General features: G+C 71.1%; 27 protein-coding genes and 1 pseudogene. 9 read left to right on the top strand and 19 right to left on the bottom strand.

The genetic code is table 11. From position 1 onward, the window contains the following. Window positions 1-8: 8 nt before the first annotated feature. From QRN89_RS02870 to QRN89_RS02880, 3 genes are read right to left on the bottom strand one after another with little or no spacing between them, the layout of a single operon-like run. Window positions 9-737 (bottom strand): NADPH-dependent F420 reductase, encoded by a 729-nt coding sequence (locus tag QRN89_RS02870; protein ID WP_290347755.1) that lies wholly within the window; start codon window positions 735-737, stop codon window positions 9-11. Between the two features lie 20 nt (window positions 738-757). Beyond that, a complete protein-coding gene (locus QRN89_RS02875) occupies window positions 758-1,789 on the bottom strand; it encodes an LLM class flavin-dependent oxidoreductase (protein WP_290347756.1) in 1,032 nt (343 codons plus the stop codon). After that, window positions 1,782-2,831, bottom strand: a complete 1,050-nt coding sequence (locus QRN89_RS02880) for an LLM class flavin-dependent oxidoreductase (RefSeq protein WP_290347757.1) — start codon at window positions 2,829-2,831, stop codon at window positions 1,782-1,784. Before QRN89_RS02880 ends, QRN89_RS02875 begins: the two co-directional genes overlap by 8 nt. A gap of 297 nt (window positions 2,832-3,128) precedes the next feature. Here QRN89_RS02880 and QRN89_RS02885 point away from each other — a divergent pair, with 297 nt between their 5' ends. Beyond that, a complete protein-coding gene (locus QRN89_RS02885) occupies window positions 3,129-3,536 on the top strand; it encodes a MarR family winged helix-turn-helix transcriptional regulator (protein ID WP_290347758.1) in 408 nt (135 codons plus the stop codon). A 271-nt stretch (window positions 3,537-3,807) separates the two neighbouring features. Here the strand turns inward: QRN89_RS02885 and QRN89_RS02890 are convergent, their stop codons facing one another. Further along, on the bottom strand, window positions 3,808-5,406 hold the full coding sequence (locus QRN89_RS02890; protein WP_290347759.1) for a transposase: 1,599 nt from the start codon (window positions 5,404-5,406) through the stop codon (window positions 3,808-3,810). Further along, window positions 5,399-5,999 (bottom strand): annotated as a pseudogene (locus QRN89_RS02895) (IS607 family transposase). Before QRN89_RS02895 ends, QRN89_RS02890 begins: the two are co-directional and overlap by 8 nt. 101 nt (window positions 6,000-6,100) lie before the next feature. Between QRN89_RS02895 and QRN89_RS02900 the strand changes: the two are divergent. Together QRN89_RS02900 and QRN89_RS02905 are read left to right on the top strand one after the other, a co-directional pair. Further along, window positions 6,101-6,841: an NIPSNAP family protein gene (locus QRN89_RS02900; RefSeq protein WP_290347760.1), complete on the top strand. Its 741-nt coding sequence runs from the start codon at window positions 6,101-6,103 to the stop codon at window positions 6,839-6,841. Window positions 6,842-7,025: 184 nt separating this feature from the next. Next, window positions 7,026-7,574 carry a hypothetical protein gene (locus QRN89_RS02905; protein WP_290347761.1) on the top strand — a complete coding sequence of 183 codons (549 nt, stop codon included), beginning with the start codon at window positions 7,026-7,028 and terminating at the stop codon, window positions 7,572-7,574. Between the two features lie 150 nt (window positions 7,575-7,724). Here QRN89_RS02905 and QRN89_RS02910 read toward each other — a convergent pair whose 3' ends face one another. Further along, the gene (locus tag QRN89_RS02910) at window positions 7,725-8,234 is read right to left on the bottom strand and encodes a DinB family protein (RefSeq protein WP_290347762.1); all 510 of its coding nucleotides are present in this window, start codon (window positions 8,232-8,234) and stop codon (window positions 7,725-7,727) included. A gap of 423 nt (window positions 8,235-8,657) precedes the next feature. Between QRN89_RS02910 and QRN89_RS02915 the strand changes: the two genes are divergently transcribed. Further along, window positions 8,658-8,825, top strand: a complete 168-nt coding sequence (locus QRN89_RS02915; protein WP_435833235.1) for a hypothetical protein — start codon at window positions 8,658-8,660, stop codon at window positions 8,823-8,825. A 156-nt stretch (window positions 8,826-8,981) separates the two neighbouring features. Here the strand turns inward: QRN89_RS02915 and QRN89_RS02920 are convergent, their stop codons facing one another. The 4 genes from QRN89_RS02920 to QRN89_RS02935 form a co-directional block, all read right to left on the bottom strand. Further along, complete coding sequence (locus QRN89_RS02920) at window positions 8,982-9,770, bottom strand: ABC transporter permease (protein ID WP_290347763.1); 789 nt, start codon at window positions 9,768-9,770, stop codon at window positions 8,982-8,984. Beyond that, window positions 9,767-10,741 (bottom strand): ATP-binding cassette domain-containing protein, encoded by a 975-nt coding sequence (locus QRN89_RS02925; RefSeq protein ID WP_290347764.1) that lies wholly within the window; start codon window positions 10,739-10,741, stop codon window positions 9,767-9,769. The genes QRN89_RS02920 and QRN89_RS02925 overlap by 4 nt, the downstream gene beginning before the upstream one ends. A 72-nt stretch (window positions 10,742-10,813) precedes the next feature. Continuing rightward, window positions 10,814-11,656, bottom strand: coding sequence for a DUF4097 family beta strand repeat-containing protein (locus QRN89_RS02930; protein ID WP_290347765.1), 843 nt, complete (start codon window positions 11,654-11,656; stop codon window positions 10,814-10,816). Window positions 11,657-11,740: 84 nt separating this feature from the next. Then, entirely contained in the window at window positions 11,741-12,265 is a 525-nt protein-coding gene (locus tag QRN89_RS02935; RefSeq protein WP_290347766.1) for a toxin-antitoxin system HicB family antitoxin, read from the bottom strand. 393 nt (window positions 12,266-12,658) lie between these two features. Here QRN89_RS02935 and QRN89_RS02940 point away from each other — a divergent pair, with 393 nt between their 5' ends. Beyond that, window positions 12,659-13,099 (top strand): hypothetical protein, encoded by a 441-nt coding sequence (locus tag QRN89_RS02940; RefSeq protein ID WP_290353549.1) that lies wholly within the window; start codon window positions 12,659-12,661, stop codon window positions 13,097-13,099. A 499-nt stretch (window positions 13,100-13,598) separates the two neighbouring features. Here QRN89_RS02940 and QRN89_RS02945 read toward each other — a convergent pair whose 3' ends face one another. Together QRN89_RS02945 and QRN89_RS02950 are read right to left on the bottom strand one after the other, a co-directional pair. After that, on the bottom strand, window positions 13,599-14,264 hold the full coding sequence (locus QRN89_RS02945; protein WP_290347767.1) for a class F sortase: 666 nt from the start codon (window positions 14,262-14,264) through the stop codon (window positions 13,599-13,601). Continuing rightward, the gene (locus tag QRN89_RS02950; RefSeq protein WP_290347768.1) at window positions 14,261-15,079 is read right to left on the bottom strand and encodes a hypothetical protein; all 819 of its coding nucleotides are present in this window, start codon (window positions 15,077-15,079) and stop codon (window positions 14,261-14,263) included. The genes QRN89_RS02945 and QRN89_RS02950 overlap by 4 nt, the downstream gene beginning before the upstream one ends. A gap of 373 nt (window positions 15,080-15,452) precedes the next feature. Here QRN89_RS02950 and QRN89_RS02955 point away from each other — a divergent pair, with 373 nt between their 5' ends. Continuing rightward, a complete protein-coding gene (locus QRN89_RS02955; protein WP_290347769.1) occupies window positions 15,453-16,274 on the top strand; it encodes a class I SAM-dependent methyltransferase in 822 nt (273 codons plus the stop codon). A 22-nt stretch (window positions 16,275-16,296) separates the two neighbouring features. Here QRN89_RS02955 and QRN89_RS02960 read toward each other — a convergent pair whose 3' ends face one another. Genes QRN89_RS02960 through QRN89_RS02970 form a run of 3 tightly spaced genes read right to left on the bottom strand, consistent with a single transcriptional unit; the run spans window position 16,297 to window position 17,242 of the window. Further along, the gene (locus QRN89_RS02960) at window positions 16,297-16,593 is read right to left on the bottom strand and encodes a hypothetical protein (protein ID WP_290347770.1); all 297 of its coding nucleotides are present in this window, start codon (window positions 16,591-16,593) and stop codon (window positions 16,297-16,299) included. 21 nt (window positions 16,594-16,614) lie between these two features. Beyond that, on the bottom strand, window positions 16,615-16,788 hold the full coding sequence (locus QRN89_RS02965) for a hypothetical protein (protein ID WP_290347771.1): 174 nt from the start codon (window positions 16,786-16,788) through the stop codon (window positions 16,615-16,617). 52 nt (window positions 16,789-16,840) lie between these two features. Continuing rightward, on the bottom strand, window positions 16,841-17,242 hold the full coding sequence (locus QRN89_RS02970) for a hypothetical protein (protein ID WP_290347772.1): 402 nt from the start codon (window positions 17,240-17,242) through the stop codon (window positions 16,841-16,843). Between the two features lie 1,210 nt (window positions 17,243-18,452). Here QRN89_RS02970 and QRN89_RS02975 point away from each other — a divergent pair. Both QRN89_RS02975 and QRN89_RS02980 read left to right on the top strand, forming a co-directional pair. Next, complete coding sequence (locus QRN89_RS02975) at window positions 18,453-19,034, top strand: carbonic anhydrase (RefSeq protein WP_290353551.1); 582 nt, start codon at window positions 18,453-18,455, stop codon at window positions 19,032-19,034. A gap of 8 nt (window positions 19,035-19,042) precedes the next feature. Further along, on the top strand, window positions 19,043-20,593 hold the full coding sequence (locus QRN89_RS02980) for a SulP family inorganic anion transporter (protein ID WP_290347773.1): 1,551 nt from the start codon (window positions 19,043-19,045) through the stop codon (window positions 20,591-20,593). Window positions 20,594-20,712: 119 nt separating this feature from the next. Here QRN89_RS02980 and QRN89_RS02985 read toward each other — a convergent pair whose 3' ends face one another. After that, a complete protein-coding gene (locus QRN89_RS02985; protein ID WP_290347774.1) occupies window positions 20,713-22,008 on the bottom strand; it encodes a cation:proton antiporter in 1,296 nt (431 codons plus the stop codon). 578 nt (window positions 22,009-22,586) lie between these two features. On the opposite strand from QRN89_RS02985, the gene QRN89_RS02990 reads away from it, so the two are divergent. After that, the gene (locus QRN89_RS02990) at window positions 22,587-23,222 is read left to right on the top strand and encodes a CAP domain-containing protein (RefSeq protein ID WP_290347775.1); all 636 of its coding nucleotides are present in this window, start codon (window positions 22,587-22,589) and stop codon (window positions 23,220-23,222) included. 234 nt (window positions 23,223-23,456) lie between these two features. Here QRN89_RS02990 and hypE read toward each other — a convergent pair whose 3' ends face one another. From hypE to QRN89_RS03005, 3 genes are read right to left on the bottom strand one after another with little or no spacing between them, the layout of a single operon-like run. After that, window positions 23,457-24,524, bottom strand: coding sequence for a hydrogenase expression/formation protein HypE (gene hypE, locus QRN89_RS02995; protein WP_290347776.1), 1,068 nt, complete (start codon window positions 24,522-24,524; stop codon window positions 23,457-23,459). Beyond that, the gene (hypD, locus tag QRN89_RS03000; RefSeq protein WP_290347777.1) at window positions 24,517-25,650 is read right to left on the bottom strand and encodes a hydrogenase formation protein HypD; all 1,134 of its coding nucleotides are present in this window, start codon (window positions 25,648-25,650) and stop codon (window positions 24,517-24,519) included. Before hypD ends, hypE begins: the two co-directional genes overlap by 8 nt. Continuing rightward, window positions 25,647-25,949 (bottom strand): HypC/HybG/HupF family hydrogenase formation chaperone, encoded by a 303-nt coding sequence (locus QRN89_RS03005; RefSeq protein WP_290347778.1) that lies wholly within the window; start codon window positions 25,947-25,949, stop codon window positions 25,647-25,649. Before QRN89_RS03005 ends, hypD begins: the two co-directional genes overlap by 4 nt. Window positions 25,950-25,970: the final 21 nt, after the last annotated feature.

Raw genomic sequence — 25,970 nt, forward strand, 5'->3', positions numbered from 1 at the left:
TCGTGTGCTCAGGCCGCCTCGTCACGCGAAGCCGAAGCGGCAGTCCTCGCGCCGATCACGTACCGCCCGCGCTTCGACTCCGGGAAACGGGTCAGCATCGCGCGCAGCTCCCCGGATCCGACGTAGGCGCCGAACGGCTCGGTACCCGGTTCGAGCCGAACCCCCTCGGCGAGGGGACCTGCCACGACGGGATCGAAACCGAAATCGGTGACGAGGCGGGCCACCGTGGCGAGGTCGTCCGGGGCGTCGCCGGCGATCGCGATCGCCTTGCGTCCCGCCGATCCCGCAGGCCGACCGCCGTCCTCGAGATCGTGGTAGCCCATGTGGTTGAACGCCTTGACCACCCGGGATCCGGACAGATGCGCCTGCACGATCTCGCTCGAGGACGTGAGCGGGTCGGTGAGGTCGTCGCGGATGCCGTCGACCTCCCACCAGTAGTTCATGGCATCGATGACGAGCTTGCCCCGCAGCGCCTCGGCCGGAGTCGTGCGGTACTTGCCGAGCGGGAGCGCCAGGATGACGACGTCCGCCTCGGCCGCCGCCGCCGCGGCGACCGGGACGGCGCCGGGGGTGAGGACTTCGACGGTGAGCGCGATCCCGGCCGGGTCGCCCGATCCGGCGATGAGCACGCGATAGCCGGCCGCCAGGGCCAGACGGGCCAGCACGGTGCCGACCTTTCCCGCGCCCAGGATGCCGACCGTCCGCACGGCAGAGGGGGTGGTGGCGGTGATGTCCATGTCCGCTCCTTTCATCGACGTCAGCCCGCGAGGATGTCGCGGACCATCGGGAGCACCTTGGTGCCGTACAGCTCGACCGCGCGCAGGCGAGCGCTGATCGGCTGCGCCCCGGCGGTGTAGATGAGGTCGAAACGGCCGACACCGAGCGCCGTGATGGCGCGGGCCATCTTGCGGGCGACCGTCTCGGGTGAGCCGATGTAGAGCGAGCCGTACTCGATCTCGGCGTCGTACTCCTCCTTCCGGAGCGGCGGCCAGCCCCGCAGCGCGCCGATGCGGTCCCGGATGACCTTGTAGTGCGGCCAGTGCAGCTCCCGTGCCTCCTCGTCCGTGTCGGCGATGAAACCCGGTGAGTGCATTCCGACCGGGTGATCGGTCGTGCCGAACGTGTCGGCGGCTCGGCGGTAGAGGTCGACGTAGGGCGCGAAGCGCTCCGGTCTGCCGCCGATGACGGCGATCATGAGAGGGAACCCGTAGCGCGCGGCGCGGATGACCGACTGGGGTGAGCCGCCGACACCGACCCAGGTGCCGAGGTGCCCGGACTCGGTCTTGGGGAAGACGTCGGCGTTGTCGAGGGGAGCCCGTGTGGTGCCGCTCCAGGTGACGGGCTTCTCCTCCAGCAGCCTGGCGAAGATCTCGATCTTCTCCTCGAACAGCACGTCGTAGTCGCTCAGGTCGTATCCGAAGAGGGGGAACGACTCGGTGAAGGAGCCGCGCCCGAGGATGACCTCGGCCCGGCCGTTCGAGAGCGCGTCCACCGTGGAGAACCGCTGGAACACGCGCACCGGGTCGTCCGAGCTCAGCACGGTCACGCCGGACGACAGACGGATGCGGCTGGTGCGTGTGGCGATGCCGGCGAGCACGGTCTCCGGCGCGGAGATCGCGTACTCCGGGCGGTGGTGCTCACCGAGCGCGATCACGTCGACGCCGATCTCCTCCGCGAGGACGGCCTCGTCGAGGACCTGCCGGATGGCACGCGCGTCGGACACCGGGCTGCCTGAGTCGTCCTCCGGCACATCACCGAACGTGTCCAGTCCGAAGTCGGGATCAGACATGACCGGGCTCCTTCGTGAGCAGATGCCTCACCCGAGGGGCGACCTCGCGGCCCAGCAGCTCGATCGTGCGGGCCCGGGCTTCGCGCGGAAGGTGCATCACGTCGTACTTGAGGTCGAAACGGCCGAGGCGCAGCTCACGTACCGCCGTGGCGATCTTGCGCGCCACGGTTTCCGGGGAGCCGACGAAGAGCGCGCCCTCGCCCACTTCCGACAGATAGCGCTCGCGGGTCGGAGGGTAGAACCCGCGCTCGTCCGCCACTTCGGCGACGACCGGCTGCCAGTACCGCCACCAGGTCTCGATCGCCTCCTCGTCGGTGTCGGCGACAAGTCCCAGCGAGTGCATGGCGACGGGTTGCCTGGCGTGCCCGAGCTGTTCGAGCGTCCGGTGGTAGAGCTCGACGTGGCCCGCGAAGCGCCGGGGACGTCCACCGACGACGGCCAGCATGAGCGGCAGGCCGTAACGTGCCGCTCGGACCACGGAGTTCGGGCTGCCGCCCACACCGATCCAGGTGGGAATGCCGCCCAGCGGCATCCGGGGCCGCAGTCTCTGCTCCACGAGCGGCGGCCGGAACCGGCCCGACCAGGTCACCGTCTCCTCGCGCTGGAGGCGCATGAACAGGTCGAGCTTCTCCTCGAACAACTCCTCGTAGTCGGCCAGGTCGTGGCCGAACAGCGGGAACGACTCGGTGGCCGACGCCCGCCCCAGTACGAGTTGGGCACGGCCGTTCGAGGCGGCGTCCAGCGTGGAGAAGTCGTGGTAGAGCCGCACGGGGTCGTTGGTGCTCAGTACGGTCACCGAGGTGCCGAGCCTGATGCGTTGTGTCGCGGTGGCGATCGCGGCGAGCAGGACGGGGGTGGCGCTGTCGTTGTGTCCAGCGCGGTAGTGCTCGCCGACGCTGAACACGTCCAGCCCCGCGGCTTCGGCGAGCTCGGCCTCCTCGATCAGCAGGCGAACGGTCTCGGCATCGCTCAGCGGACGATCGCCGGCGGTGGCGACCTCCCCGAACGAGTTCAGCCCCAATTGGAGCGCTGCGGCCGTCATGGACTCCTCCTCGTGGCTCCCGGGACATGCCGTGTCGCGGGGCACCACACTTGTTGACGCGTCAATCATTGCCCTGATTTAATTGACATGTCAAGCAAAAAGGATCGGACGGGCGGCGACCCCGGCGGGGCACCCACCCGATCCGGGCGCATGCCCCGAGGGCGACACCCCTCCTTGCGAATGCTTGATCCGTCAAGTAAAATGCGCACGGTTGTCTTGCCGAGGAGATAGGTGCGGGTCATGCCCCCGGATGAGCAGTCACCTCCGCGGCCTCTCGATCCGACCGAAGAAGCCTTCGTGCGGGCGTTGGGCCAGGTCATGATGGGGCTTCCGCGCGCGGTCGACGCGGACATGGTGCGCGACGGAGGTCTGCCGCTCTCCGAGTACACCCCTCTCATGCTCTTGTCCGAGGCCCCCCTGCGCCGGATGCGGATGAGCGAGCTCGCCGACGCCTGCAACCTCACACTCGGCGGGATGACCCGCGTCGTCGCCCGACTCGAGAAGCAGGGCTTCGTCCAGCGGGTGCAGTGCGCCGAGGACCTGCGCGGCTGGAACGCCGTCCTCACCGATGACGGGCTGGCCCGTCTGCGGGAGGCGTGGCCGGCCCATCTCGCCAGTGTGCGCAGGCACATGCTGGACGACCTCGCCGACCATGACCTGGCCCGACTGGCGGACGCGCTCCGCCGCATCGCCCGGAAGCCCTGAGACCGCGGGCGCTCTCCTGCGAGACGGACAAGGGCGGCCGGAGCGTCCGTGCCCGGCGGCGCGACCCCTGCCGGCGTCGACGGGTCCGGTACACCGGGCAGCCGGGTTCCCCCGTCGACGTCCGGCAGTTGGCCTCCCGCCGGCGCCGCCGCCGGCGCCGCGGTTCACGGGGGCCGACCGCATCGGCCCGACAGGGCCTTCCGGCGTCAGCGGAGTTCGTAGGCTCGGGCCAGGACCGTTCCTAATCAGTGAGCAGGAGTGAGTCTTGGACCTATTCCTGGTCACTGCGGACATCCCGAACGGTTTTGGATGTCCTGGTTGCCCGCGTGCTCGCCGCGTCCGGCGGCACGGATCGTGTCCGTGGTCCGGGGGTGCGGGGGCGGGGTCCCTCACGCCCCAGGGCACGCCGGTCGGCCTGGACGGTCCGATGCCCGTGCACATCGCTCTGGTGTGCACGGGGCGGTGTCGTCCGTCGCCGGATCGGGTGTCCCTGGGCGCGTCGCCCGATCGCGATGCTCGCCGCATCGTGCCGGGTGGTCTTACGGGTGGGGCCGGCCATCGGCTGTTGCCAGTGCTGGGCGCCCCACTTGCTGGTGTAGGCCGGGTCCACGGCGATGATCGCGATACCGGTGGCGTCGGCCATGGAGGTCAGCCGGGCGCGGAGCTTGCCGGTCGGCATGCCGGAGATGAGCTGCCGGAATCGGCGCTTGCGCCCGTGCTTCTCTCTGGTTTTCTCGGCCTGGAAGTCGAGGTCCTCGACCGCGATGGCCTTGACGCCGCAGGTCTTGGCCCAGTTGAGCATTCGGGTGAGGGCGTGGCGGACCTGGGCGTCGCGGTGCTGGGCGGTACCGGACAGGTCGTAGAAGAACCGGCGCGGTTTCCCGGTCGGGTTGCCGTGGGTGTCCAGGCGCCAGGCGGCGAGGTGGTCGGCGTTGGTGTCGACGCCGATCACACCGTGCGCGAGGGCGGCGGCCATCGGGATGGTCCGGGAGACCGGGATCTGCCAGGACGCGGTCACATACCAGCGGCCCCGTGCCACGTCGTAGTGGATGCGGTAGGCCACCGCGCGGTTCGCCTCCACTCGGTCTGCCCACTCCGGCCCGCGGTGCGCGAAGCCGACCCGGCAGCCGAGTGCGTACCGGCCGTGCGGGGCGTTGGCCAAGTCGGCGAGCGGAGCCGGGAGGTTGATGCTGACCTCGCCGTCCGGGCTGATCCGGATCGTCTCGTTGCCGTAGCGTTTGCCGGATTCACCGTCGGCCTGCAGGAACCGGCGTGAGGCTTCCCACCGCCGGCGCCACTGGTCCTCGGTGAGCTGCGCGGTGTCGAGGTGGTGGCGGGTGCCGAGCAGACGTTTGCCGCCACGCACGACATGCACACGGCCCGCTTCCCGGTCGGCCCGAACCTTCTGGAGCCGGTCCTCCATCACATGCAGCCGTCGCGTCTTGTGGAACCACTCGTGAGCGCAGCGGTAGCCGCCCGGAGTCCGCTTGGTGCCCTTCTGGCCGACCGGCAGCGACAGCCGGTGCCGAATCGTCGTGATACCGGTTTCGAGGGACTGCACGTGCCCGGCCTGGCCGCGCCGGGCGAGCGCCCACTGGTCATGCGTGGCCTTCGTGATTGACCCGGCCCACCTGGACGACGACTCGGCCGTCAGGCCCCGCTTACGGGCCGCCCATGACCCGGCGGAGTGTTCCAGGCCGTCCGTGCAACGCGCTTTGAGGTCCTTCGAGGCGAGCGAGCCCAGGTGGGCCCCCACCAAGCGCAGAACCTTCTCGTCCTCGGGCGTGAGGTCCTTCAGCCGGGTACGTACCGCCACACCGGACGGGCCGAGGGCGACGAACGGTGCGGCGACCGGGCGCAGGTCAGCCATGTTCGGCGGCCTCCAGTGCCTTGCGGGCGCGGTTCTTCGCCGACCTGCGCCCGTACAGGCGGGCGCAGAACGAGGTCAGCACCTCCACCATGTCCCGCACCAGGTCGTCTTCGACCTCGCCGTCGTCCAGCACGAGCAGACGACGGCCCGTCGCGGACAAGGCGGCCTCGACAAGCTCGACGTTCATCCCGCCGAGCCGGTCCTTGTGCTCCACCACCACGCAGGTCACCTGCGAGTCGGCCAGCAGACGCCGGGCCTTGGAACGGCAGCCGTTCACCCCGGAAGCGATCTCCGCCTCAACACGAACGACTCGGTGACCGGCCTTCGCCGCCCACGCCGACAGCCGAGCGACCTGGCGTTCCAGATCGGTCTTCTGATCGTGCGAGCAGACGCGGGCATACAAGCCCAGACCGCCGATGGCCCCGGGCCCGGTATTCGCGTCGATGTTCACCAGGATCGTGCGTGGCCCGACCCTCCCCCAGACTCCGTCCGGGGGTACCCCCAGCCGGTACCGGCAACGTCCCCTCACGGAACCAGCGATACGCAGTCTGCGGATGCACGCCCTGCGTCTTCGCCCGTTCCGTCAGATGCACACTCTGACAACGACACCCACTCATATATGGTTGCGCTCACTTACCCGACTTCGAAGACCAGCAGGTGAAGACCCCGGAGAGCACCGAACAGGAGTCCTGCTGTGCCACCGACCGACCTCGTCCGCCTGCCCGCGGTGATCGAGCTTCGCCAGTACACCCTGCGCCCCGGTCGGCGCGACGAGCTCATCGAGCTGTTCGACCGGGAGTTCGTCGAATCCCAGGAAGAAGCGGGGATGATCGTGCTCGGACAGTTCCGGGACCTCGACGACCCGGACCGCTTCGTCTGGTTGCGCGGTTTCCGTGACATGGCGACGCGCCATCGCGGACTCACGGACTTCTACGACGGCCCCGTCTGGGCCAGGTACGGTCCCGCGGCGAACGACACGATGACCGACTCCGACGATGTGCTCCTGCTGCGCCCTGAGCCGGCCGGCAGCGGACTCGCCGTCTCCCCCGGCAGGCGTCCCCCGGTGGGAGGTCCTGCGCCGAGCCGGTTCGTCGCCGCCACCGTGTGGTCCTTCCCTCCGGGACGGCACGACGGGATCGCCCTGATCCGCGACGGGCTCCTGCCCGTGCTCCTGGAGACGGGGCCCGCGCCGCTCGCCCTCCTGACCACCGAGCACGCGCACAACACCTTCGCCAGGCTGCCGGTCCGCTCCGGCGAGAACGTCGCCGTGCTCATCACCTCGTACCCCGACGAGAGCGCGCACCGTCGACACGCGACCGGCCTGCAGGCCCATCCCCGGACACGGGCCGAGATCCTGCCGGCCATCGAACGGGAACAAACGGCGGCGCCCCGGAAGCTCCGTCTGGCGCCCACCGGCCGCTCGCTCATGTCCTGACTCCTGAGCCGGCGACCCGGGAGGATGCGCACCTGGTCGGGCAACGGCGCCCGCCCCACGCGGGAGGCGGCATTCGACAGAACATCGGTGCCGCACCCACCGTCCCGCCGGACACCGGCACACCGCCGAGCGCGAAGGTTCCCGCGCGCTCACCGACCCCTCTCCAACGGCAAGCCGGAGGGCGGTGGTTCACCCCGACGCCGGTTCCGCCGGCACCGGCTGGGACACTGCCGTCACGGACACCGGACCCGAGCAGATGTCCTCCCGGGCCGCGGTCGGATGGACCGTCGCGCTCGCGGTTCTCGGAGGGTCTACCGGCCTCGCCTGGGACGGGCCGTTCCTCGCCGTCGCCTGCGCGCTTTCGCTGGGTGGCGGCGCCGCCCTGGGCACCCTGCTGTCCCGGCGTCGGGTGATCGCCACCCTTCGGGAGGGCCAGGGGAGGGCCGCGGCGCTCGGGTACGCCGACGGACTCGCGGACATGATGGTGCTGGGCATTTCCGCCTACAGGGCCTCCGTCTTCCCCCTGTCCGGTCCCGACGCAGTGGACCCGGCCGAGCGCATGGCGCGCCGCCGGGCCGCCTACCACCTCACGGCCGCCGAAGGGCTTCCCCACCACATTCGTGAGGCCGCGGCCGCCGCTCTCGAAGCGATCGACGACGGGCGTGACCGCGACACCCGGTCCGCCATCGGGAACCTGATGAAGGCCGTTCAGGAGCAGCGCCGCTGCATGTGACCACAGCCCGGAGCGGAACGGGGAGTCCCCCGCACCCACGGCCGCGCGGGCGGGGCGGGCGGGGCGGGCCAGGAGGGAGGTTCGCAACACGGCCCAGGACCCGGCAGGTGCCCCCACCGCCGGCCACTGCTCACGACGGCGGTCCGCGCTTCAGGCGCCGGGTGTCGTGTCGCCGAGGATCTGCTCGCGAAGGATGTCGGAGTGGCCGCAGTGCTGGGCCAGTTCGCGCAGCGTGTGCAGGTAGACCCAGCGCAGCGGCAGCGGGCCGCGCCGGTTGCCGCGTACGAGGTCGTCGAGCGTCAGGGGTGCCGTCGCCCGGCGGGACGCCGCGCATGCCTGTCGGTAGGCATGCCGGACCGTGGTGATCGTGTCGCTGTCATCGAGGTCGAACGACTCGTCGGGCGAGTCGGGGATGCCGATGTCACGACGGGGGCGACAGGTGATGGCCTCGTCGAACCAGACCTTCTCGACGAACGTGGCGTGCTTGACCAGACCGAGCAGTGTGGTCTTGGACGCGACCAGCGACCGGCGCGCCTGCTCCTCGGTGAGGCCGTTCAGGCTGTCGTGGAGCACGGTCCGGTGCTCGTCGAGGAATGCCTCGAACTGATCGCGGATCGCTGCGTGGAGGACGGGGGGTTCCGCCGACGGGTGAGAGAGCATGACGGCAACGATAGGCTGCGCGGCCGCTCTCTCGAGAGTCCGTCCCCGTGGACCGCACCCGGCACGGTGTGCTCCGAGATGGCCCCTCGGAAGAGAGGGGCGGCACCGGCGCAGACCCCCTCAAGCGCCGGGCGGATGGGCGGAGTTCGGACGCGCTCCGCGGGCAGGGCGCCGGCCGTCCAGGACCCGGTACGCCGACGCCGTTCCGCTGATGGCGTCCCCGCTGCCGGATGCGGGCGAGCCCTCCCGGATGTCCTTGTCGGTGAGGACCGGGGTCTGTTCGGAGCCGGACGGCGCGAACTCCTCGGCGAGGATCTTCTGGTCACGGACCTGGAGCGGTCGTCGCCGGATTCCCCGATCGACCAGGAGCGGCCACGGAAGGAGACCGCCGCCGCAGGCGCATGGTGCGCCGTTCCGTTGTCGATGGACCGCTACGACGTGACGCTGCGCCTCGAGTGCCCCGACACCCGCGACGACGTCCGGCTGCCCTTCCCGACGCCCGTCCACGACATCGACCGGGCCACCCCGCGGTTCCGTGCCCTCCTGGCCGCGGCACGCGGCGCGTCCCGTCCGTACCGCCTGCCGAGGTGACCGAGGGACCGGGCCGCAGTCGCCCTGGCGTCGCTGCCGCTCAGCCCACTGCGCGGAGTGGACCAGGAGTCGGCCGGCGGACGGGTACGGCCGCTCGCAACCGGAAGGCCCGCGCGCCCGTGTGGGCTCGCGGGACCTTTCCGGGTTCCCGGCGGGTCAGTCGCGGACGCCCCGCTTGAAGGCGGCCTTCGCCCACATGTAGCCGAGCAGTGCCAGCCCCGTGCACCAGGCCAGCGCGATCCACGCGCTGTTGCCGATTCCGGTGCCCATCAGGAGGCCGCGGAGGGTTTCGTTGATCGGGGTGAAGGGCTGGTGGTCGGCGAACCAGCGCATCCAGGACGGCATGGTCTCGGTGGGGACGACCGCGCTGCCCAGGAAGGGGAGGAAGGTGATCGGCATGGGCATGTTGGAGGCGGACTCGACGGTCTTGGCGACCAGGCCCATGCCGGCCGAGAGCCAGGTCAGGGCGAGGGCGAGGAAGGCCATCAGACCGGCGGCGGCCAGCCACTCCAGCGCGGTGGCGTCGGGGCGGAACCCGATGAGGAGGGCGACAGCGGTGACCACGGCCGTACCGAAGGCCGTCAGGACGAGGTTGCTGAGGACATGGCCGGTGAGGAACGAGGCACGGGAGATGGCCATGGTGCGGAAGCGGTTGACGATGCCTTCCGTCTTGTCCATGCAGATGCCGAGCGCGGCGCCGATGGAGCCGGTGGCGACGGTCATCAGGATGATCCCCGGGGCGATGTAGTCGATGTAGTCGCCCTTGAGCTGGGGACCCTGGATCCCTGCCCCGAGCGCACCGCCGAAGGCGTAGTTGAAGAGGAGGAGGAAGATGACCGGCATCATGACGATGACCACGGCCACGGACGGGTAGCGGACGGCGCGCTTCATGTTCCGGCGGAACATGGTGACGGAGTCGCGGGCGGCGTAGGTGAGGGCGCTCATCGGGAGATCTCCTGCTGCTTGTCGGAGCCGGTCAGGGTCAGGAAGACGTCGTCGAGGTCCGGCGTGTGCTGGGAGAGGGCCTCGGGGGTGATGCCGGCGCTGTCGAGGATGTCCAGTACGGCGCGGAGGGTGGGGACGGTGCCGTCGGAGGGGATCTGGAGGGTGAGTTCCTCGTCGTTGCGGGCGGTGGCGGCGAAGTGGGCGGCGGCCAGGTCCAGGGCGGCCGGGTCCGCGAACCTCAGGGAGATGTGGCCGCCCGGGATCAGTCGCTTGAGTTCGTCCGCGGTGCCTTCCGCGATCAGCTTTCCGCCGTCCAGTACGGCGATGCGGTCGGCCAGTTGGTCGGCCTCCTCGAGGTACTGCGTGGTGAGGAAGATCGTCACGCCGTCGTCGGCGACCAGGGAGCGGATGATCTCCCACATCGTGCGGCGTGAGCGCGGGTCCAGACCGGTGGTGGGTTCGTCGAGGAAGATGATGCGCGGATCGCCCACCAGGGTCATGGCGAGGTCGAGCTTGCGGCGCATACCGCCGGAGTAGGTGGTGACCGGCTTCCTCGCGGCCTCGGTGAGGTCGAAGCGGGCGAGGAGTTCGGCGGCGCGGCGGCGGCCCTCGGAGCGGGGCAGATGGTGCAGGTCGGCCATGAGCATCAGGTTCTCCTCGGCGTTGAGGAGGTTGTCGACGGCGGCGAACTGGCCGGTGACGCCGATGACCTTGCGTACGGCGTCGGGCTCGCTGCCCAGGTCCCACCCGGCCAGCTCGGCGGTCCCGGCGTCGGCGGCGATCAGCGTCGAGAGGATCTCGACTGTGGTGGTCTTGCCGGCACCGTTGGGGCCGAGCAGGGCGAAGACGCTGCCGGCGGGGATGTCCAGGTCGACGCCGCGCAGAACCTGCTTGTCGCCGTAGGACTTGGTGAGGTTGGTGGCCCGGATGGAGGCGGTCGCCGCGCCGCGGTCGATTTGTGTTGTGGGCATGACAGATAGCTCCTTGGCGGAGTGGAAGGAGAGGAGTGTGCGCCTGGGAGGCGCTGAGGGGTGCGGGAGGGCTCAGGCCTGGGTGCGGCGGATGTCGATGTTTCCGTGGCGGGTGCGGGCGCGGATCTTGACGGTGTCGTCGGTGCTCTCCGGGGCTGCGGACGCGGTCAGGGTGTTGCGTACCTGACCGGAGACCGAGCTGACGTCGAGCCAGGCCGCGGTGCCCTCGCGGACCCCGATGTCGATGGCGCCGTAGGAGGTCTCCAACTGGACCACTCCGCAGGCCACTTCGCCGACGCGGAGGGTGCCGTGGGCGGTGGTGGCGGTGACCGAGTCCTCCGCGCGCCGGATGTCGATGTCGCCGTTGGCGCCGCTGACCCGCAGCTCGCCGGTGGCCGCGCCGACGGTGGTGGTGCCGTGTGAGTTCTTCAGAACGGCGCCACCGTCGACGAGACCGACGCGCAGGCTGCCGGAGCTGGTGGTGATCTCTGCCGGTCCTTCGACCCGGTCCACGGTGATGGAGCCGTGGGACGCGGTCAGCTTCAGCGGACCTGTGGTGTCGAGGCGCACGTCACCGGAGGAGGTCTTCACACGGACCTCGCCGAGCCGGCCTTCGCCGAGCAACTGCGCCCACGCGCCGGACATGTCGATGCGCGAGCCCGTGGGCAGTTCGACCGTCACGTCGACGGTTCCGGTGCGGCCGAAGAGGGTGGGCTTGGGTGTCCTGACGGTCAGTGCGCCGTTGGCGTACGTGACCTCGCTCTGGTCGGCCGCGCGCACGTCCAGGTCCTTCTTCGGGTCGCGGGGCCGGACCTCGACGGCGGTGTCGCGGCGGTCGCTCGCGGTGAAGTGGATGGAGCCGGCCTCCACGCGTGCGGTGACCGAGATCGGTTCGGGAGTGTCGAAAGAAGGCATGGTCGTCCCGTCCTCTTGAGTCGTTGGATCGTCCCCACTGGTGGGACGTGATGCGAATGAAGGGGGTGCGGGCAGGGGGCGCGGTCAGCGCACCCAGCCCGTGAAGCTCTGGCCGACGGTGTGGGTCTTCTCCGCCGTGCGCGGCCGGGTGCCGCCGTCGACCGCGGCCGAAACGGCACGCACCAGCCAGGCGTTGACCGACAGGCCCTCGCGGGTCGCGGCCTCCTCGACGCGCGCCTTGAGGTGGGCCGGCAGACGCAGGTTGACGCGGGCGGTACCGGCCTCGTCGCCGTCGGCCGGTACCGGCGCCGGCGCCGTGAACGCCTCGGCGGGCGGGGCCGGCTCCGCGGAGGCGCCGGTGTCCGCGGGCGGCGGCGTGACCACGAAGTCGGGGTCGAGACCGCGCAGCCGTACGTCGACCGAACCGGGAGCGAGCTCGCGGGTGATCTCGTCCATCGCGGCGGACAGCACGTGGAGCATGGTCAGCCGGGTCGCCGACTCCAGAGGAGCGGTGAGCCTCTCGGCCAGCTCGCGCGCGTCTTCCCCGCCGGCTTCGGCGGCCACCGCGAGTTCACGGCGGATGGTGTCGACATACGGGGTGAGGTCCATGGCGTCATCATGGCACATGTTTGGCGCTACGGGTAGTCCGAATGGCACCTCGAGGCGCCAATACGGGGCGAAGAGGGGGCAGCAAAGCCCGTCGCCATGGCGGACACCCAGGAAACATGCAGGTCAGAGCCCTTCGCCATGACCTCTGACCGCTACCGGCGAACAGTGCGCCACCGTGGCGGCACCGAGGCGCCAAGGAGTGGCGTCACATGGCGCCATGCGGCACACCCTGCGGAAAGGCGCACGCCGACAGGCGGCGCCCATGGCGTGGTCACGCGCGCCGCGCCTCGGGGCCGTCGGGACAAGGGGTGCGGCGCGCGACCCGGTGGGCGTGGCGTCCCGGCCGTGCCGGCAGGACTGTCAGCCCTGGGTGGCAGAGTTGCCGGCGTGCCGATGTGCGACTACTTCTCCGCCCCTGACGATCAGGCTGCCGCCGCGGTCCTCCGGATTCCTGGAGGACCGGGGCAGGCGGAACGCGACGTGGTCTTCCTCAAGAACATCGATCCGGTCGTCGCGATCGCCCGGCTCGAAGCCGTCATGACCGGCTGCAGCTACGAAGAGGCCGACGCGCGACCCCGGTCCGGCCAACTGCCGGCCGACCCGGAGGACGGCCCGCCGTTCGTGGTCAGCCTGACGGACACCCTGCTCGACGCCCTCGCCAGGGCGTCTAGGGACGACCTTGTGCGCTGTGCCGAGCAGTGGTCGACGACCGACGAGCTCCGGCAGATCGGGATCCGGGTCGAGGCCACGACCGGTGTCCTGACAGCCCTGGCCGGACTGGCTCAGCGTGCTCAGGCTTCCGACCAGCGGCTGTACTGCTGGTGGGCCCTGTGACTCACCGGCGTCCGGCTCGCCGGTGTCCCCGCCCGGCGGTCCGCGTCGCCGGCGGGTGCGGCGGGAGTCTCCGGTGAGGGTGAGAACCTCGGCGTGGTGGACCAGGCGTCGATCATCGCGGCCGCGACGACGTCGTAGGAGACGGCGGCCTGCCCCGCCCGGCTCGTGAGAGGCAGGCGCGATGCCCCCCCTCCACCGAGCCCTGCTCGCCGCGTGCCCCCACCGAGCCCTGCTCGCCGCGTGCCCCCACCGAGCCCGCACGGACCGTGCCGCGGCGATCGCTGCGGACGGACAACCGGGGCTGCGCCGGGTCGAGCCGGCGTGCGCCATGGTCCGTTCGCGCGCGCTCGCCGCGGCTGACGCGGTCGTGGGCACCGCTGCGTCCCCGGGAGCCTTCGTTGCGGCTCCCTCGGCGACGCACGCGATGCCCACGAGCGTGATGACGCCCCGCGGTGCCCGGCCGGCCCCGCCCCGGACGGCGCCATGTGTCAGACACGGCCTATGCGACCGCCACCATGCTGGCGAACACCACGACGTTGTTGGGGTAGTAGTGGCGGTCCGCGTCGAACTGGCCGCCACAGGTGACCAGTCGCAGACCCGCGTGGTCGAGGTTCTTGTACACCTCCAGGGTGGGGAATTCCTTCTTCGGGTACTCGGCGATGCGGTCCACCGCGAACTCGGCCGTCTTCCCGTCCTCGCGCGTCACCTTGATCCTGTCGCCGGCCTTCAGCGTCTTCAGCTTCTCGAAGACCGCGGCCTTGCCGTTCCAGGTCACGTGCCCGGCGATCACCGCCGGCCCCTGGGAGCCGGGCGTGGGGCCCGGTTCGTACCAGCCCGCGAGATCGGGGTTCTTCGGGGTCGTCATCGTCCCGTCCTTGTTCTGTCCGAGCGACTCGAGTTCGCTCTGCACGCCGAGGGACGGGATGGACACCACCCGCGGCGCGGACCGGGCGAGTGCCGCCACGGCCTGGCCGGCGCCCGCACCGGCCGCCGGTTCCTGACCGCCCGCCGGGGCCTGTTCCGCGCTCCGGCCCGAGCCGGCCGCCGGTGCCGCCGTGTCCTGGGCGCCGCAGGACGTGAGCAGCAGGACCGCCGCGAGGGCGAGCACGGACACGGTGGCACGCAGTGCCCCGGGCCCTGCGCCGCTGCCGGAGGAGCGGTTCATGCGGCACCCGCCGTCCGGGCCGGCGCGGCGGGGTCGGACGTCGTCCGCCGCCGCACGACGACCAGCGCACCCGTCGCCGCCGCCGTGGCCGCGACGGCGGTACCGGCCACCGCACCCGGAGAGAGCCCGGCGGCGCCGGGTCCGCTGCCGGTCTCGATCCCGCCGACCGGAATGGACCCGACCGCAGCACCCTTGACCACACCGCAGTTGGTCGGAGCGGTCGCCTCCTGGGGGAGCTTGGGGTCGAGTTCGCTCTTGCCGGCGCCCTCGACGTCGTACTTGCCGTTGTCGTTGCGGTCGATGCCGTGCTGCACGATGTGCAGGTCCTTGATGTGCTCGACCACGTCCTGCGAGACCGTCAGGGTCCGCTTGTACGTGATCTTGCCTTCCTTGTCGGCGACGGGCATCCGGTCGACGGCCAGGCCGCTGCCCGCGTCGGTGTCCCCTTCGGTGGTGAGGGAGATGTTGATGTCCCCGTAGTCCTTCGTGGCCTCGGTGTTGTTCAGGATCCCGTCGCCGTCGGTGTCGTCGCTCGCGTCCGGGCAGTGGAAGTCGTGCCCCTCGGTGGATCCGTGCAGATGCTGCGCCGAGGGCTGCCCCGGAACCATGCCCTCCGACTTGATCCACACCGTCAGTTCCCTGCCGCGAAGGCTCAGCATGGCCGTCCCCCGGGAACCGGAGTCGTTCAGCTGCTCCAGGTCGATCTGGAACGCCGGGTTCTCCGCCGCGAACGCCGTGGACGCGACGCAAGTGGTCAGGAGGGCAGCGGGAAGCGCGGCGAGCACCGCGATCCGGCCGGTTCGCTTGGACATCACGTTCGTTCCTGTTCCGCGGCCCCCGGAAGGGAAAGCCGCATGTCGTACGGACTCCTGGCGATGCCCGGACGGTCCCGGGCATCAACTCACCCCTGATCCACGTAGCAGTTGCCGAGGTGGAGACCACGATCCGCGGCACACGGGCACCCGACGCCGGACGCACCCTCGTTCCGGGCGGCCCCGTTGCCACCGCCGTGACCCCGGACCGGCCCGGACGCAACCGGGCGCGGACCGTTGCTCGTTGCAACTGATATGCGGTTACCTTTGAAACGTACGGAGTCCCGCGGGTGTTCAATGCCGGCAGGACGATGCGAGGCACTCGGCCTCGTCCCGGCCTCGGACCAGGGGGAGTTCGGTGTCATAGGTTGGGGACATGACGACCACCGCAGCCCAGGAAGCGTTTCTGCGGGCCTTTCACGCCGAACATCCAGCAGTGACCGCAGAGGCGTTCGGGGGCGGCCGTGGCCCGGACGGCCAATCCAGCTACGAGATCCTGTGTCAGCGGGTGGCCGGAAGCAGACGCGTACTGGACCTCGGATGCGGCGACGGCCTGCTGCTGGAGCATCTGGCGCGCAGCGAGGGCAGGCAGCTCGCGGGAGTCGACCTCTCGCCGGAGTCACTTTTCCTGGCGCGGCGCCGACCGGCACTGTCCGGGGCGCGATTGGAGGAGGGCCGAGCTCAGAGCCTTCCTTTCGCCGACGACAGCTTCGACGCCTGCGTTTCCCACATGGCGCTGATGCTGATGTCCGACGTCGACCTCGTCGCGGCGGAGATTGCCCGGGTGCTGTCCCCCGGAGGGGTGCTGGCCTGTGTGCTGGGCGGCGGGGCCGTTGGCGGGGAGGCGTACGAACGCTTCGTCGCCCTGTTGCGGTCCACCGTTGCGGACGTGCCCGCCTCCCGGCGTGTCCCCGCGCTCGGGGACAGGAGGACCCGCAGCCGCGACGGGCTCGACGCCATCCTGGGACCGGCGGGCTTCACCGCGACGGACTGGGAGACCGTCCCCATCGATCTCAGCGGTTCGGCCGATGAGGTGTGGGACGTCGTGTCCCGCGTGTACGACCTCGGTCCGCTGGACCGCACCGCCGTGGAGCGTCTGCGTGAGGACTTCCTCGCCGAGGTGACGGAGACGGCGAGTCCGGACGGGCGCGTGCCCTGCGCCTTCAAGATCCACGTGGCGACGGCTCGAGTGCGGTGAGGACGGGCCGGGCGGCCACCGTTCACGGCGAATCGAGCACCTCGTCAGTCGGCCGCACGGGCCGCACCCCCTCGGAACGCGGGACTCGCGCCCCCGCGCCCCGGCCCGCCAGGTGGGCGGCGAGCAGGCTCCCCGGCCAGCCGGCAGGCGGGGCCTTCTCCGGTGACCGCAGGGCTTGCGCCAGGACCGCGTCGGCGAGCTCGGCTTCGATGTCCAGCCGGGGATGGCGCAACGGCAGGGACGTCAGCCCATGGTCTTCGGTTCCCGCCAGGTCGGCTTCGCCGAGGTGGACCGAGCCGCCGGCGTTGCCCGTAGGCACCGGCAGCCGCCGTCCGCGACCTCATGAGCGGCCACCGGGTCGGCGCGCCGCATGGACCAGTTCCGCGTCGCCGACGTCGAGCGGGGCCAGGGCGACCGCTCTGCCCCGCCGGCACGTCTCCCGCCGGATGTCCGCGTCCTCGGTTTCGTCCCCCGCAACGCACCCGGTCGCGGCCTCTGCCACGTTCTCGATCACGAGCGGATGCTACGGGCGGTCGGGACCGACGAACCAGTCGGTTCCGTGCCGGCTACGTGTTGCGTGCGTCGGCGAGCTTGTCGAGTTCGCGCATGGCCTCGGCGTGCGCGCTCATCCTCAGGCTCGTACTACCACTCGTGAAGAGCGCCACTCCGACGACCGACACGGGTACGGAAAGGCCGAGCACGGCCAGGGCCTCGGGCCAGTCGCGTTCGTTCTGGCACCAATCACTCCTCTGTACGCCCTCGTTGGCCGTACCCCTCTCGGTCAGCAACCGTGACTCGCACTCCGCGGGATACCGGTCGTCCGGCTCCCGGTCGACCTCGTACGGCGTGAGCAGCAGCAGGGCGCACCATGCCCACTGGAGCGTCGCCACAGCCAGCAGACCGGCACCCCAGGCGCGTATGCGCCCGGCCCTGTCCCGGAAGTCGAGGTCGTACTCGCGTGATCGCATGGCGGATGAATCTAGCAACCGGTTCCCACGGTCGCGCGGGTGGTGTGACGAGGGTGATCGACGGCCCAACCGTGCAGCCGGATCGGCGGTCCTGGGCGTGCAGGGCACCCCGGGGTCTCGCCAACCGGTGGGGAGTTGGGACCACGGTCGGCCGCGCTGGGGCGGCGCGGAAGGGGTTCTTCAGGAAGCCTTCAGGTGCGCTGGGAGAGATTGGCCCTCCCGTCGGAACGCAGTCCCCGTGCCGGAATCGGGGCCCGTCAACTCGCCGGAGGAGCCTCGATGAAGGGCGATCTCACGACCGCGGCCGTCGCGGCCGCGGCGCAGGGCCGGTTCGAGGAGCGGGCCGGCACCCGTTCGTCGTCACCGAGCGGCAGCCCTTCCAGATGCAATCGCCCCGCACGCCTGGGGCGCTCGGAGCCTCCGTGCGCGCCCCCGGCAGTGCAGGGATAGTCCCAGGCCAAGAGCCCTTTCTCGACAGCCGACAGGCATTTTTCGGGCGCTCTTCGCTCCGCAACCTCGAGTTGACACCGCAAACAGCTTTTCACGGCTAGCGTGTGTCTTGACCAGTTCTTGACCTGTCGTTTGACCTGTCATTGGTCTGAGCTGGACACCCACGGCACCAAGGGGGGCGCATGAGCGCATGCAGGAAGGCCCGGACCGCAGGATCGGCCCTCGTGTTCGTCGCTTTCGCCCTGTTCGCCTTGTTCGCCTTGTTCGCCTTGTTCGCGCCGGCGTTCTCCCTGGCCGTGGCCGCCACCCCTCACCCATGGCCATCGCCCCACACGCCGTCCCACGCCCCCGAGATGTCGGAGCGTCAGCTGTCCGCCCGCGGCGACGCGGCGCGCGGTGGAGTCCCGGGCCTGCCTGCCCGGGACTCCGCGCACTCCTCCGGTGAGGACGGCATCCCGTCCGGATGGCCGGGTGATCCGTCGCGCACCCCTGGGCGTGGCCGAGTCCTCGCGGACGACACCGTGCGCCGCGGCCCGGCATCACCACTCGGTGATCCGGTGACCGCGGTCACCGCGGCGGCGGGCACGGACGGCACGGCCGCGGGCGGTGCGTCGAGATGCTCCGGACACCCGACGGCCCACACTGCTGCGGTCCTTCAGGTCTTCCGCTGCTGACAGGGGCGGAGTCCAGCGCACCCCAGTCCTGCACGTCCGACGCGCCACCCCCACGGCGCGCCAGGAGGAGTACCACCATGCAGCCCATGCAACCCCTCATCGACAACGCCCGCACGTTCGGACAGCGCCCTGAGGAGTTCGCCGAGCTTGCCCAAGGCCAGTCCCCCCAGGTCCTGTTCATCACCTGCTCCGACTCCCGGGTCGTCCCGGCCCTGATCACCGGCGCCCGCCCGGGCGACCTCTTCGAGCTGCGCACCGCGGGCAACATCGTTCCGCCGTACGGCTCGGAGCGCCCCGCCGGCGAGACGGCCACCATCGAGTACGCCGTGGAAGTCCTCGGTGTCTCCGACATCGTGGTCTGCGGCCACTCGCACTGCGGAGCCGTCGGCGCACTGGTGCGCGGCGACGACCTCGACGGCGTGCCGGCCGTGCGTGACTGGCTCGCCCACGCGGCCGGCGAACCCGACGCCGCCGACCCCGACGACCCCAGCGTGGAACGCGCGGTCACCCATCACGTCCTGTCCCAGCTGCTGCGCCTGCGCTCGTACCCGTGCGTGGAGAAGCGCCTGGCCGACGGCACCCTGACCCTGCGCGGCTGGTACTACGAGGTACACACCGGCGCCGTGCGCGAACACCGCCCGGCCACCGACGCGTTCGAAGCGCTGTGAGGCCGGCCATGAGCGCACACAACGGCCCCGGGACCCACGCCGATCCGGCGCACGCAGCACATGCGGCACATGCGAAGAAGTACCCCCATCTGAAGCAGGACTTCGCCGCCTCCCTCGTCGTCTTCCTCGTCGCCCTGCCCCTGTGCGTCGGCGTCGCCGTCGCCTCGGGGGTCCCGGCCGAACTCGGCCTGGTCACCGGCATCGTGGGCGGTGTCGTCACCGGCCTCATGCGGGGCAGCAGCCTCCAGGTGTCCGGCCCGGCGGCCGGACTCACGGTCCTCGTGCTCGAGGCGGTCAGGGAGTTCGGCCTCCCCGTGCTCGGCGTCGTCGTCCTGACCACCGGCGTACTCCAGATCCTCATGGGCGCCCTGAAGCTGGGCCGCTACTTCCGCGCGATCTCCGTGTCGGTGGTCGAGGGCATGCTCGCCGGCATCGGCCTGGTCCTGATCGCCGGGCAGATGTACTCCGTCATCGGTGCCGAGGCCCCGGACTCCGGGATCGGCAAGCTCGCGGGCCTGCCCGCTGTGCTGGTCGACGCCGCCCAGGACGGCAGGACACTGCTCTCCCTCGGCATCGGCGCGGGCACCGTCGCCGTCCTGGTGCTGTGGCGGCGGATGCCGCGGCGCATGCGCGCGGTACCCGGCCCGCTCGCCGCGGTCGGCCTGGCGACCCTGTTCGCCCTGCTGCCCGGCGTCGATGTGACCACGGTCGAGGTCAAGGGCCTCCTCGAGTCCGTCCAGCCTCCCCCGCTGGGCGCGTTCGGGGAGCTCGGCACCCTCGCCCTGCTCGGCACCGTGGTCGCGTTCACCCTGATCGCGTCCGCCGAGTCCCTGTTCAGCGCGGCGGCCGTGGACCGTCTGCACGACGGACCGCGCACCGCGTACGACAAGGAGCTGGTGGCCCAGGGCGCGGGCAACGCCGTGTGCGGCGTCCTCGGCGCCCTGCCCATGACCGCGGTGATCGTGCGCAGCGCGGCCAACGTCCAGGCGGGGGCCCGCACCAAGGCGTCCCGCGTCCTGCACGGTGTGTGGCTGCTGCTCTTCGCCGCGCTCCTGCCGGGTGTCCTCGCCCACATCCCGGTGCCTGCCCTCGCGGGTGTTCTGGTCCATGCCGGCGCGAAGCTCATCCCGGTCCGCGCACTCGGCGCGCTGTGGCGGGAGAACCGCGGTGAGGCCCTGATCCTCGTCGTCACCGCCGTGTCGATCGTCGCCGTCAGCATGTTCGAGGGGGTGCTCATCGGCCTGGCCCTGTCGGTCGTGAAGACGGCGTGGGAGACCTCCCACATCAAGCTGGAGGTCGTCGACAAGGGGGCTGGCCCCGTCCAGGCGTACCTCTCCGGCAACGCGACGTTCCTGCGCCTGCCGAAGATACTCGACGAGCTGGAGGCGCTTCCCCAGGACCGCTCCGTCGAACTCGACCTGTCCGGCCTCCACCATCTCGACCATGCCTGCCGTTCCGCCCTGGAGAACTGGAAGGAACGGCACTCCGGGTCCGGCACCCCACCGGTCAAGGTCACCGCGGGTGTGGGCGGGGAGCGTGTCACGTCCGGCGTCGTGTAGCACGTCGGTCCGGTCGGGACGGCAGTGAGTGACCGGAGCCGCGTCCTCGCTGAGAGGGCGCGGCTCCGGTACGCCCGGCCCCGGTGGGGTCACCCGGGCACCGAGGCGGTGATCCAGGTTCAGGACGCGGCCGTTCTCGCGCGCTCGGGTGCGCCGGCGTGCTCGGTGACGTCGCCGGTGGACGCCGTGTCGAAATCGGCGAGGTCGTCGCCGGTCGGGCGTCCCAGGAGCCAGGTCAGCAGCGGACCCGCCATCGCGGTCGTCACGACGGCCATGACGACCATCAGCGAGTACAGGTCCTGGCGGATGAAGCCGAGTTGGAGTCCCACGTTCAGGACGATGAGTTCGGTGAGGCCGCGGGTGTTCATCAGTGTGGCCAGCGCGGCGGACTGCCGGACGGGCATCCGGTTGATGCGGGCCGCGGCGTACGCCCCGAGGAACTTGCCGCCCACCGCCACGAGCAGGATCAGTCCCAGGTCACCGAGCCCGCCGGCGTCGAGGCCGGAGAGGTCGACCTTGAGGCCGGCGACGAGGAAGAACACGGGCAACAGCAGTGTGCCGCTCATCTGGCCGAGACGCTCGTGCACCTCACGGCGCAGCCGCTCGGTCCCGGTGCGCGGAAGGACGATGCCGAAGAGGAAGGCGCCGAAGATGTAGTGCAGACCCAGCCACTCGGACGTCGCCGCGGACAGCAGCAGGCCGGCGAGGACGCAGGCGAAGACGGTGGGGGTGAGACGGAGCGACCCTCGCCGGCCGGCCAGGCGGCGCAGTGCCGGGCGCAGGAGGAAGAGCATCCCGAGCAGGTACGGGACGGCGAGCAGGATCCGCCACTGGTCGGGTCCCGTCGTGCCGGTGAAGGCGACCACGCCGGCGAGCACGGACCAGGCGAGGACGTCGTCGATCGAGGCGCAGGCCAGCGCGACGACACCCAGCGGGGTGCGGGTCATGCCCCGGTCGGTGAGGATCCGGGCCAGGACCGGGAATGCGGTGATCGACATGGCGATGCCCATGAAGAGCATGAACGCCGTCCTGTCGCCGGTGCCGTGGTCCTGCATCAGGTAGAGGGCGAGCGCCGTACCGAGGCCGAACGGCAGGACGATGGAGACGATCGAGACGGTGGGCGCGATGGCACCGCTTCCCCGGATGAGGGCTGCGTCCCACTCGAGTCCCACGATGAACATGAACACGGCCACACCGATAGCGGCCAGGGCGCTGAGCAAGAGGCGCGTGTCCTGCGGGAACAGGGCGTCGGATATCGCGCCGTGGAAGAAGGTCGGTCCCAGTGCGATGCCGGCGAGGACTTCGCCGACCACCGCGGGCTGGCCCAGGCGTCGCGCCAGCGCCCCGAGCAGCCGCGCCAGGACCACCATGATGGCGAGGCCTATGAGGAGTGAGGTTGTTTGGTGCGCGGTCATGCGTCTCCGTCCATGGGGGTCCTGCCCATGGCCGGTGCGGCACGTGGCTGGGCAGAGCAAGAACAGGTCTCCCGCGTCCCGGCCTGCTGTCGGACGGAGCACCCGAGCGCGAATGCGCCCGTCGACGCGAGCCTCTGTCCTCGAGTTCCACGTAGCGGAGCCGCGGGACGACCGGATGCGCGGCGTTGTGTCGCGCGCCCGGTGAACCTGATGACGCATCGATTCTTGTGAACGCCCACGAGGTCCGGTAGTGCCGACGTCATCGATCGGGCGTGAAGAAAGCGGCCCTTCGGCGGGCGTGGAAATCTCACACCTGAATGAGAATCTCATGCGCCGGGCCGTCGGAATCGGAGGGCAGCGGATCCGACCGGGGCCGGCGGTCCCCCGGAGGCTCCGTCCGGTCGCCGGTTCCGCCGCGCCCGGCCCGCCCGTTCCCGCCCAGCCGTGCGGCGGCGGAGCGGCGTCGCCGATGCAGGTGATCATGGCGTGTCTGCGGCGGTCGGGCGACCGGTGCCGTGCCACGGTGTCGGCATCGGCAACGCGAGGCCCGCTTGCCCTGCGTCATCGGAGGAATCATCGTGAAGATCTTGGTCACGGCCGTGTCGGCCGCTCTGGCCGCCGTCGTCCTGGGGGGTACCACGCTCCCCGCACAAGCAGCCGACGCCCCGGCGTCGGCTGACAGGGAGGCCGTGCGGCCCTCGTACTACCCGAACGTCGACTGGATCGTGTGCGAGATCAACAAGGAGCGCCGCGCCCGGGGCCTGCCCGCTCTGCGCGTCTCCGACCGGGCCGGCGAGGCCGGACGCGCGCACGCCAGGGACATGGCGGCCATGGGCCGGCTCTCCTCCGTGGGCAGCGACGGCCGCGACCTGCGGACCCGGATGTCCGATGCGGGCCTGTTCTCGGATCTCATCTCCGAGTCCATGGCGTTCGGCTACACCCACGACGGGTACTTCGCGGACAAGGCGACCGACCCGGACCCCGCGAACCCGGTCTACAGGGTCCTGATGAACCGCAGGATCGTGGCCATCGGCATCGGGTACGACCGCCGCTACTGGGACGTCAACCTCCTCGGTGCACACCGCAAGCTGGTGACCAGAGTGCCCGCCGGGTGCAACCTCGGAACCGGCACCACGCGGGCGCTGCCACTGCCGGCCACCGGCGAGGCACCCGCACGATGGAGCGGCCCGGTCCCCGCACGCGCCGCTCGGTGACGTCCCGGCGTAAGGGCCTCCCCGGGCAGGGCGTGTCGCGAGCGTCTCTCCTGCCCCGCCCTGCGGGCGGACGGAGCCACCTTCGCAACACGCCCCAGGTGGCGGTACGCCCACCGCTGCTCCCGACGGGGACCAGGGCGCCGGGTGAGGCGAGAGGGCGGTGCACCCCACTCCTCGTGGGGTGCACCGCCCTCTCCTCGTGGGTGCGCGGCCCGGGCGTTGTTCGCGCCGTGGTCAGCAGATACGGGGCAGTTGCTCGCCGAGCGGCAGATCCACGACGCGCGTGCCCCCCAGCCCGGTGCGGGCGACCACCATCCCGGGGTGTTCCTCCACCGCCTCGCCGACGACCGCGGCCTCCCTGCCGAGGGGGTGCGCGCGCATGGCCGCCAGTACGGCGTCGGCGTGCTCCCGGGGGACGAACGCGACGAGCTTCCCCTCGTTGGCGACGTACATCGGGTCGAGGCCGAGCACGGCACAGGCGTTGGCGACGGGCGCCGGGACCGGAACGGCCCGCTCCTGGACGACGACGCCCGTGCCGGAGGCCGACGCGATCTCGTTGAGCGCGGCGGCCAGTCCCCCGCGGGTCGGGTCGCGCAGGACGTGCAGATCCGGGGTGACGGCGAGCATCGCCTCGACGAGACCGGCGAGGGCGGCGCAGTCGCTCTCGATCTCGACGCCGAACTCCAGCCCCTCCCGCACGCTCATGATGGCCACGCCGTGGACGCCGATCGGGCCGCTGACGATCACCACGTCGCCCGGCACGACGCGCTGCGGCCGCAGATCGACCCCGGGCGGGATCAGCCCGATGCCGGAGGTGTTGATGAACACGCCGTCGCCGTGGCCCGCTTCGACGACCTTGGTGTCGCCGGTCGCCACCTCCACGCCCGCCGTACGGGCCGCCCGCCCGAGGGCCTCGGCCACCCGCCGGACGACCTCGGTCTCGACGCCCTCCTCGAGGATGAACCCGCAGGACAGGAACGCGGGGCGGGCGCCGCTCATGGCGAGGTCGTTGACGGTGCCGTTGACGGCCAGGTCCCCGATGCTCCCTCCGGGGAAGAACAGAGGGCGCACCACGAAGGAGTCGGTGGAGAACGCCAGCCGTGCGCCGCCCAGTTCTACCGTCGCGGAGTCGCCCATCGCGGACAGCGCGGGACCGCCGTAGGCGGGCGCGAACACGTCGCGGACCAGTTCGGCGGACAGGGCGCCGCCACCGCCGTGGCCCATCACCACCCGGGACCGGTCGCGATGCGGCAGCGGGCACGTCCACGCGAGGACGTCCGGGGCTTCGGTGGTCTCAGACAACGGGACTGCCCTCCAGGGGACGCGACGCGGCGGCCGGCAGGTCCAGCCGCCGGTAGAGGTAGTAGGCCGCGCAGGCGCCCTCGCTGGAGACCATCGTGGCGCCGAGCGGGGTCCGCGGCGTGCAGACGGTTCCGAACGCCTCGCACTCGTGGGGCTTCAGCAGGCCCTGCAGGACCTCGCCGCTGCGGCAGGCCGCCGGTTCGCGGGTGTCGATGCCGGTGACCTCGAAGCGGTGCTCGGCGTCGTAGTCCCGGTACCGGGAGGAGAGCCGCCAGCCGCTGTCGGGGATGACGCCGATCCCTCGCCAGGCGCGGTCGGTCACCTCGAAGACGTCGGCCAGCATCGCGCGTGCCGCCGGGTTCCCCTCCGGCCGGACCGCACGCGGGTAGGCGTTGTCCACCGTGTGCTCGCCGCGCTCCAGTTGCAGGACGGTGCGTCGTACGCCTTCGAGGATGTCCAGCGGCTCGAAGCCGGTGACCACGATGGGGACCCGGTGCCGCTCGGCCAGTCCGGGGTACTCGTCGGTGCCCATCACGCTGCACACGTGTCCGGCCGCGAGGAAGCCCTGGACGCGGCAGTTCGGGGACCGCATGATCGCCTCGATCGCGGGAGGCACGCGCACATGGGACACCAGCAGGCTGAAGTTGGGGATTCCCAGCCGACGTGCCTGATACACCGTCATGGCGTTGGGCGGGGCGGTGGTCTCGAAGCCGATGCCGAAGAACACGACCTCGCGGTCGGGGTTCTGCTGGGCGACACGGAGCGCGTCGAGCGGCGAGTACACCACCCGTACGTCACCGCCCTCGCCGCGCACCTGGAACAGATCGCGGTCGGTCCCCGGCACCCGGAGCATGTCGCCGAAGGAGCAGAAGATCACCCCGGGCCGGGACGCGATCTCCAGGGCCTTGTCGATGACCTCCAGCGGTGTGACGCAGACGGGGCAGCCGGGGCCGTGGATCAGTTCGACCTCGTCCGGGAGGAGTTGGTCGATGCCGTGCCGGATGATGGTGTGGGTCTGGCCCCCGCACACCTCCATCAGCGCCCACGGCCGGGTCACGGCGGAACGGATCTCGTCGAGCAGGCGTGCGGCCAGCGCCGGGTCCTGGAACTCCTCGATGTACTTCATCGCCGGGCCTCCTCGAGGGACTCGCCGGACCCTTCGGGCCCGCCGGACTCGTCCGGGTCGCCGAACTCCTCCTGGAGCAGTCCGAGGTTCTCGAACAGCTCGAGGGTCCGCCGGGCCGACTCCTCGTCGAGTCGCTGCAGGGCGAATCCCACGTGGACGATGGCGTATTCACCGACCCGCAGATCGGGCAGGTACTCCAGGCACACCTCCTTGACCACCCCGCCGAAGTCGACGGTGGCCATACGGGTGCCGTCCCGGTCCTCGATCTCCAGCACCCTGCCGGGTACCGCCAGGCACATGGGTTTCTCCTCGCTGTCGTG

The sequence above is a fragment of the Streptomyces sp. HUAS CB01 genome, from assembly GCF_030406905.1.
Taxonomy (GTDB): domain Bacteria; phylum Actinomycetota; class Actinomycetes; order Streptomycetales; family Streptomycetaceae; genus Streptomyces; species Streptomyces chengbuensis.

Bases quoted from the DNA above. Each gene is read 5' to 3' on its own strand.
- QRN89_RS02870 (WP_290347755.1), bottom strand. From the start codon at position 737: ATGGACATCACCGCCACCACCCCCTCTGCCGTGCGGACGGTCGGCATC.
- QRN89_RS02875 (WP_290347756.1), bottom strand. From the start codon at position 1,789: ATGTCTGATCCCGACTTCGGACTGGACACGTTCGGTGATGTGCCGGAG.
- QRN89_RS02880 (WP_290347757.1), bottom strand. From the start codon at position 2,831: ATGACGGCCGCAGCGCTCCAATTGGGGCTGAACTCGTTCGGGGAGGTC.
- QRN89_RS02890 (WP_290347759.1), bottom strand. From the start codon at position 5,406: ATGGCTGACCTGCGCCCGGTCGCCGCACCGTTCGTCGCCCTCGGCCCG.
- QRN89_RS02910 (WP_290347762.1), bottom strand. From the start codon at position 8,234: ATGCTCTCTCACCCGTCGGCGGAACCCCCCGTCCTCCACGCAGCGATC.
- QRN89_RS02915 (WP_435833235.1), top strand. From the start codon at position 8,658: ATGGACCGCTACGACGTGACGCTGCGCCTCGAGTGCCCCGACACCCGC.
- QRN89_RS02920 (WP_290347763.1), bottom strand. From the start codon at position 9,770: ATGAGCGCCCTCACCTACGCCGCCCGCGACTCCGTCACCATGTTCCGC.
- QRN89_RS02925 (WP_290347764.1), bottom strand. From the start codon at position 10,741: ATGCCCACAACACAAATCGACCGCGGCGCGGCGACCGCCTCCATCCGG.
- QRN89_RS02930 (WP_290347765.1), bottom strand. From the start codon at position 11,656: ATGCCTTCTTTCGACACTCCCGAACCGATCTCGGTCACCGCACGCGTG.
- QRN89_RS02935 (WP_290347766.1), bottom strand. From the start codon at position 12,265: ATGGACCTCACCCCGTATGTCGACACCATCCGCCGTGAACTCGCGGTG.
- QRN89_RS02940 (WP_290353549.1), top strand. From the start codon at position 12,659: ATGTGCGACTACTTCTCCGCCCCTGACGATCAGGCTGCCGCCGCGGTC.
- QRN89_RS02945 (WP_290347767.1), bottom strand. From the start codon at position 14,264: ATGAACCGCTCCTCCGGCAGCGGCGCAGGGCCCGGGGCACTGCGTGCC.
- QRN89_RS02955 (WP_290347769.1), top strand. From the start codon at position 15,453: ATGACGACCACCGCAGCCCAGGAAGCGTTTCTGCGGGCCTTTCACGCC.
- QRN89_RS02970 (WP_290347772.1), bottom strand. From the start codon at position 17,242: ATGCGATCACGCGAGTACGACCTCGACTTCCGGGACAGGGCCGGGCGC.
- QRN89_RS02975 (WP_290353551.1), top strand. From the start codon at position 18,453: ATGCAACCCCTCATCGACAACGCCCGCACGTTCGGACAGCGCCCTGAG.
- QRN89_RS02980 (WP_290347773.1), top strand. From the start codon at position 19,043: ATGAGCGCACACAACGGCCCCGGGACCCACGCCGATCCGGCGCACGCA.
- QRN89_RS02985 (WP_290347774.1), bottom strand. From the start codon at position 22,008: ATGACCGCGCACCAAACAACCTCACTCCTCATAGGCCTCGCCATCATG.
- hypD (WP_290347777.1), bottom strand. From the start codon at position 25,650: ATGAAGTACATCGAGGAGTTCCAGGACCCGGCGCTGGCCGCACGCCTG.
- QRN89_RS03005 (WP_290347778.1), bottom strand. From the start codon at position 25,949: ATGTGCCTGGCGGTACCCGGCAGGGTGCTGGAGATCGAGGACCGGGAC.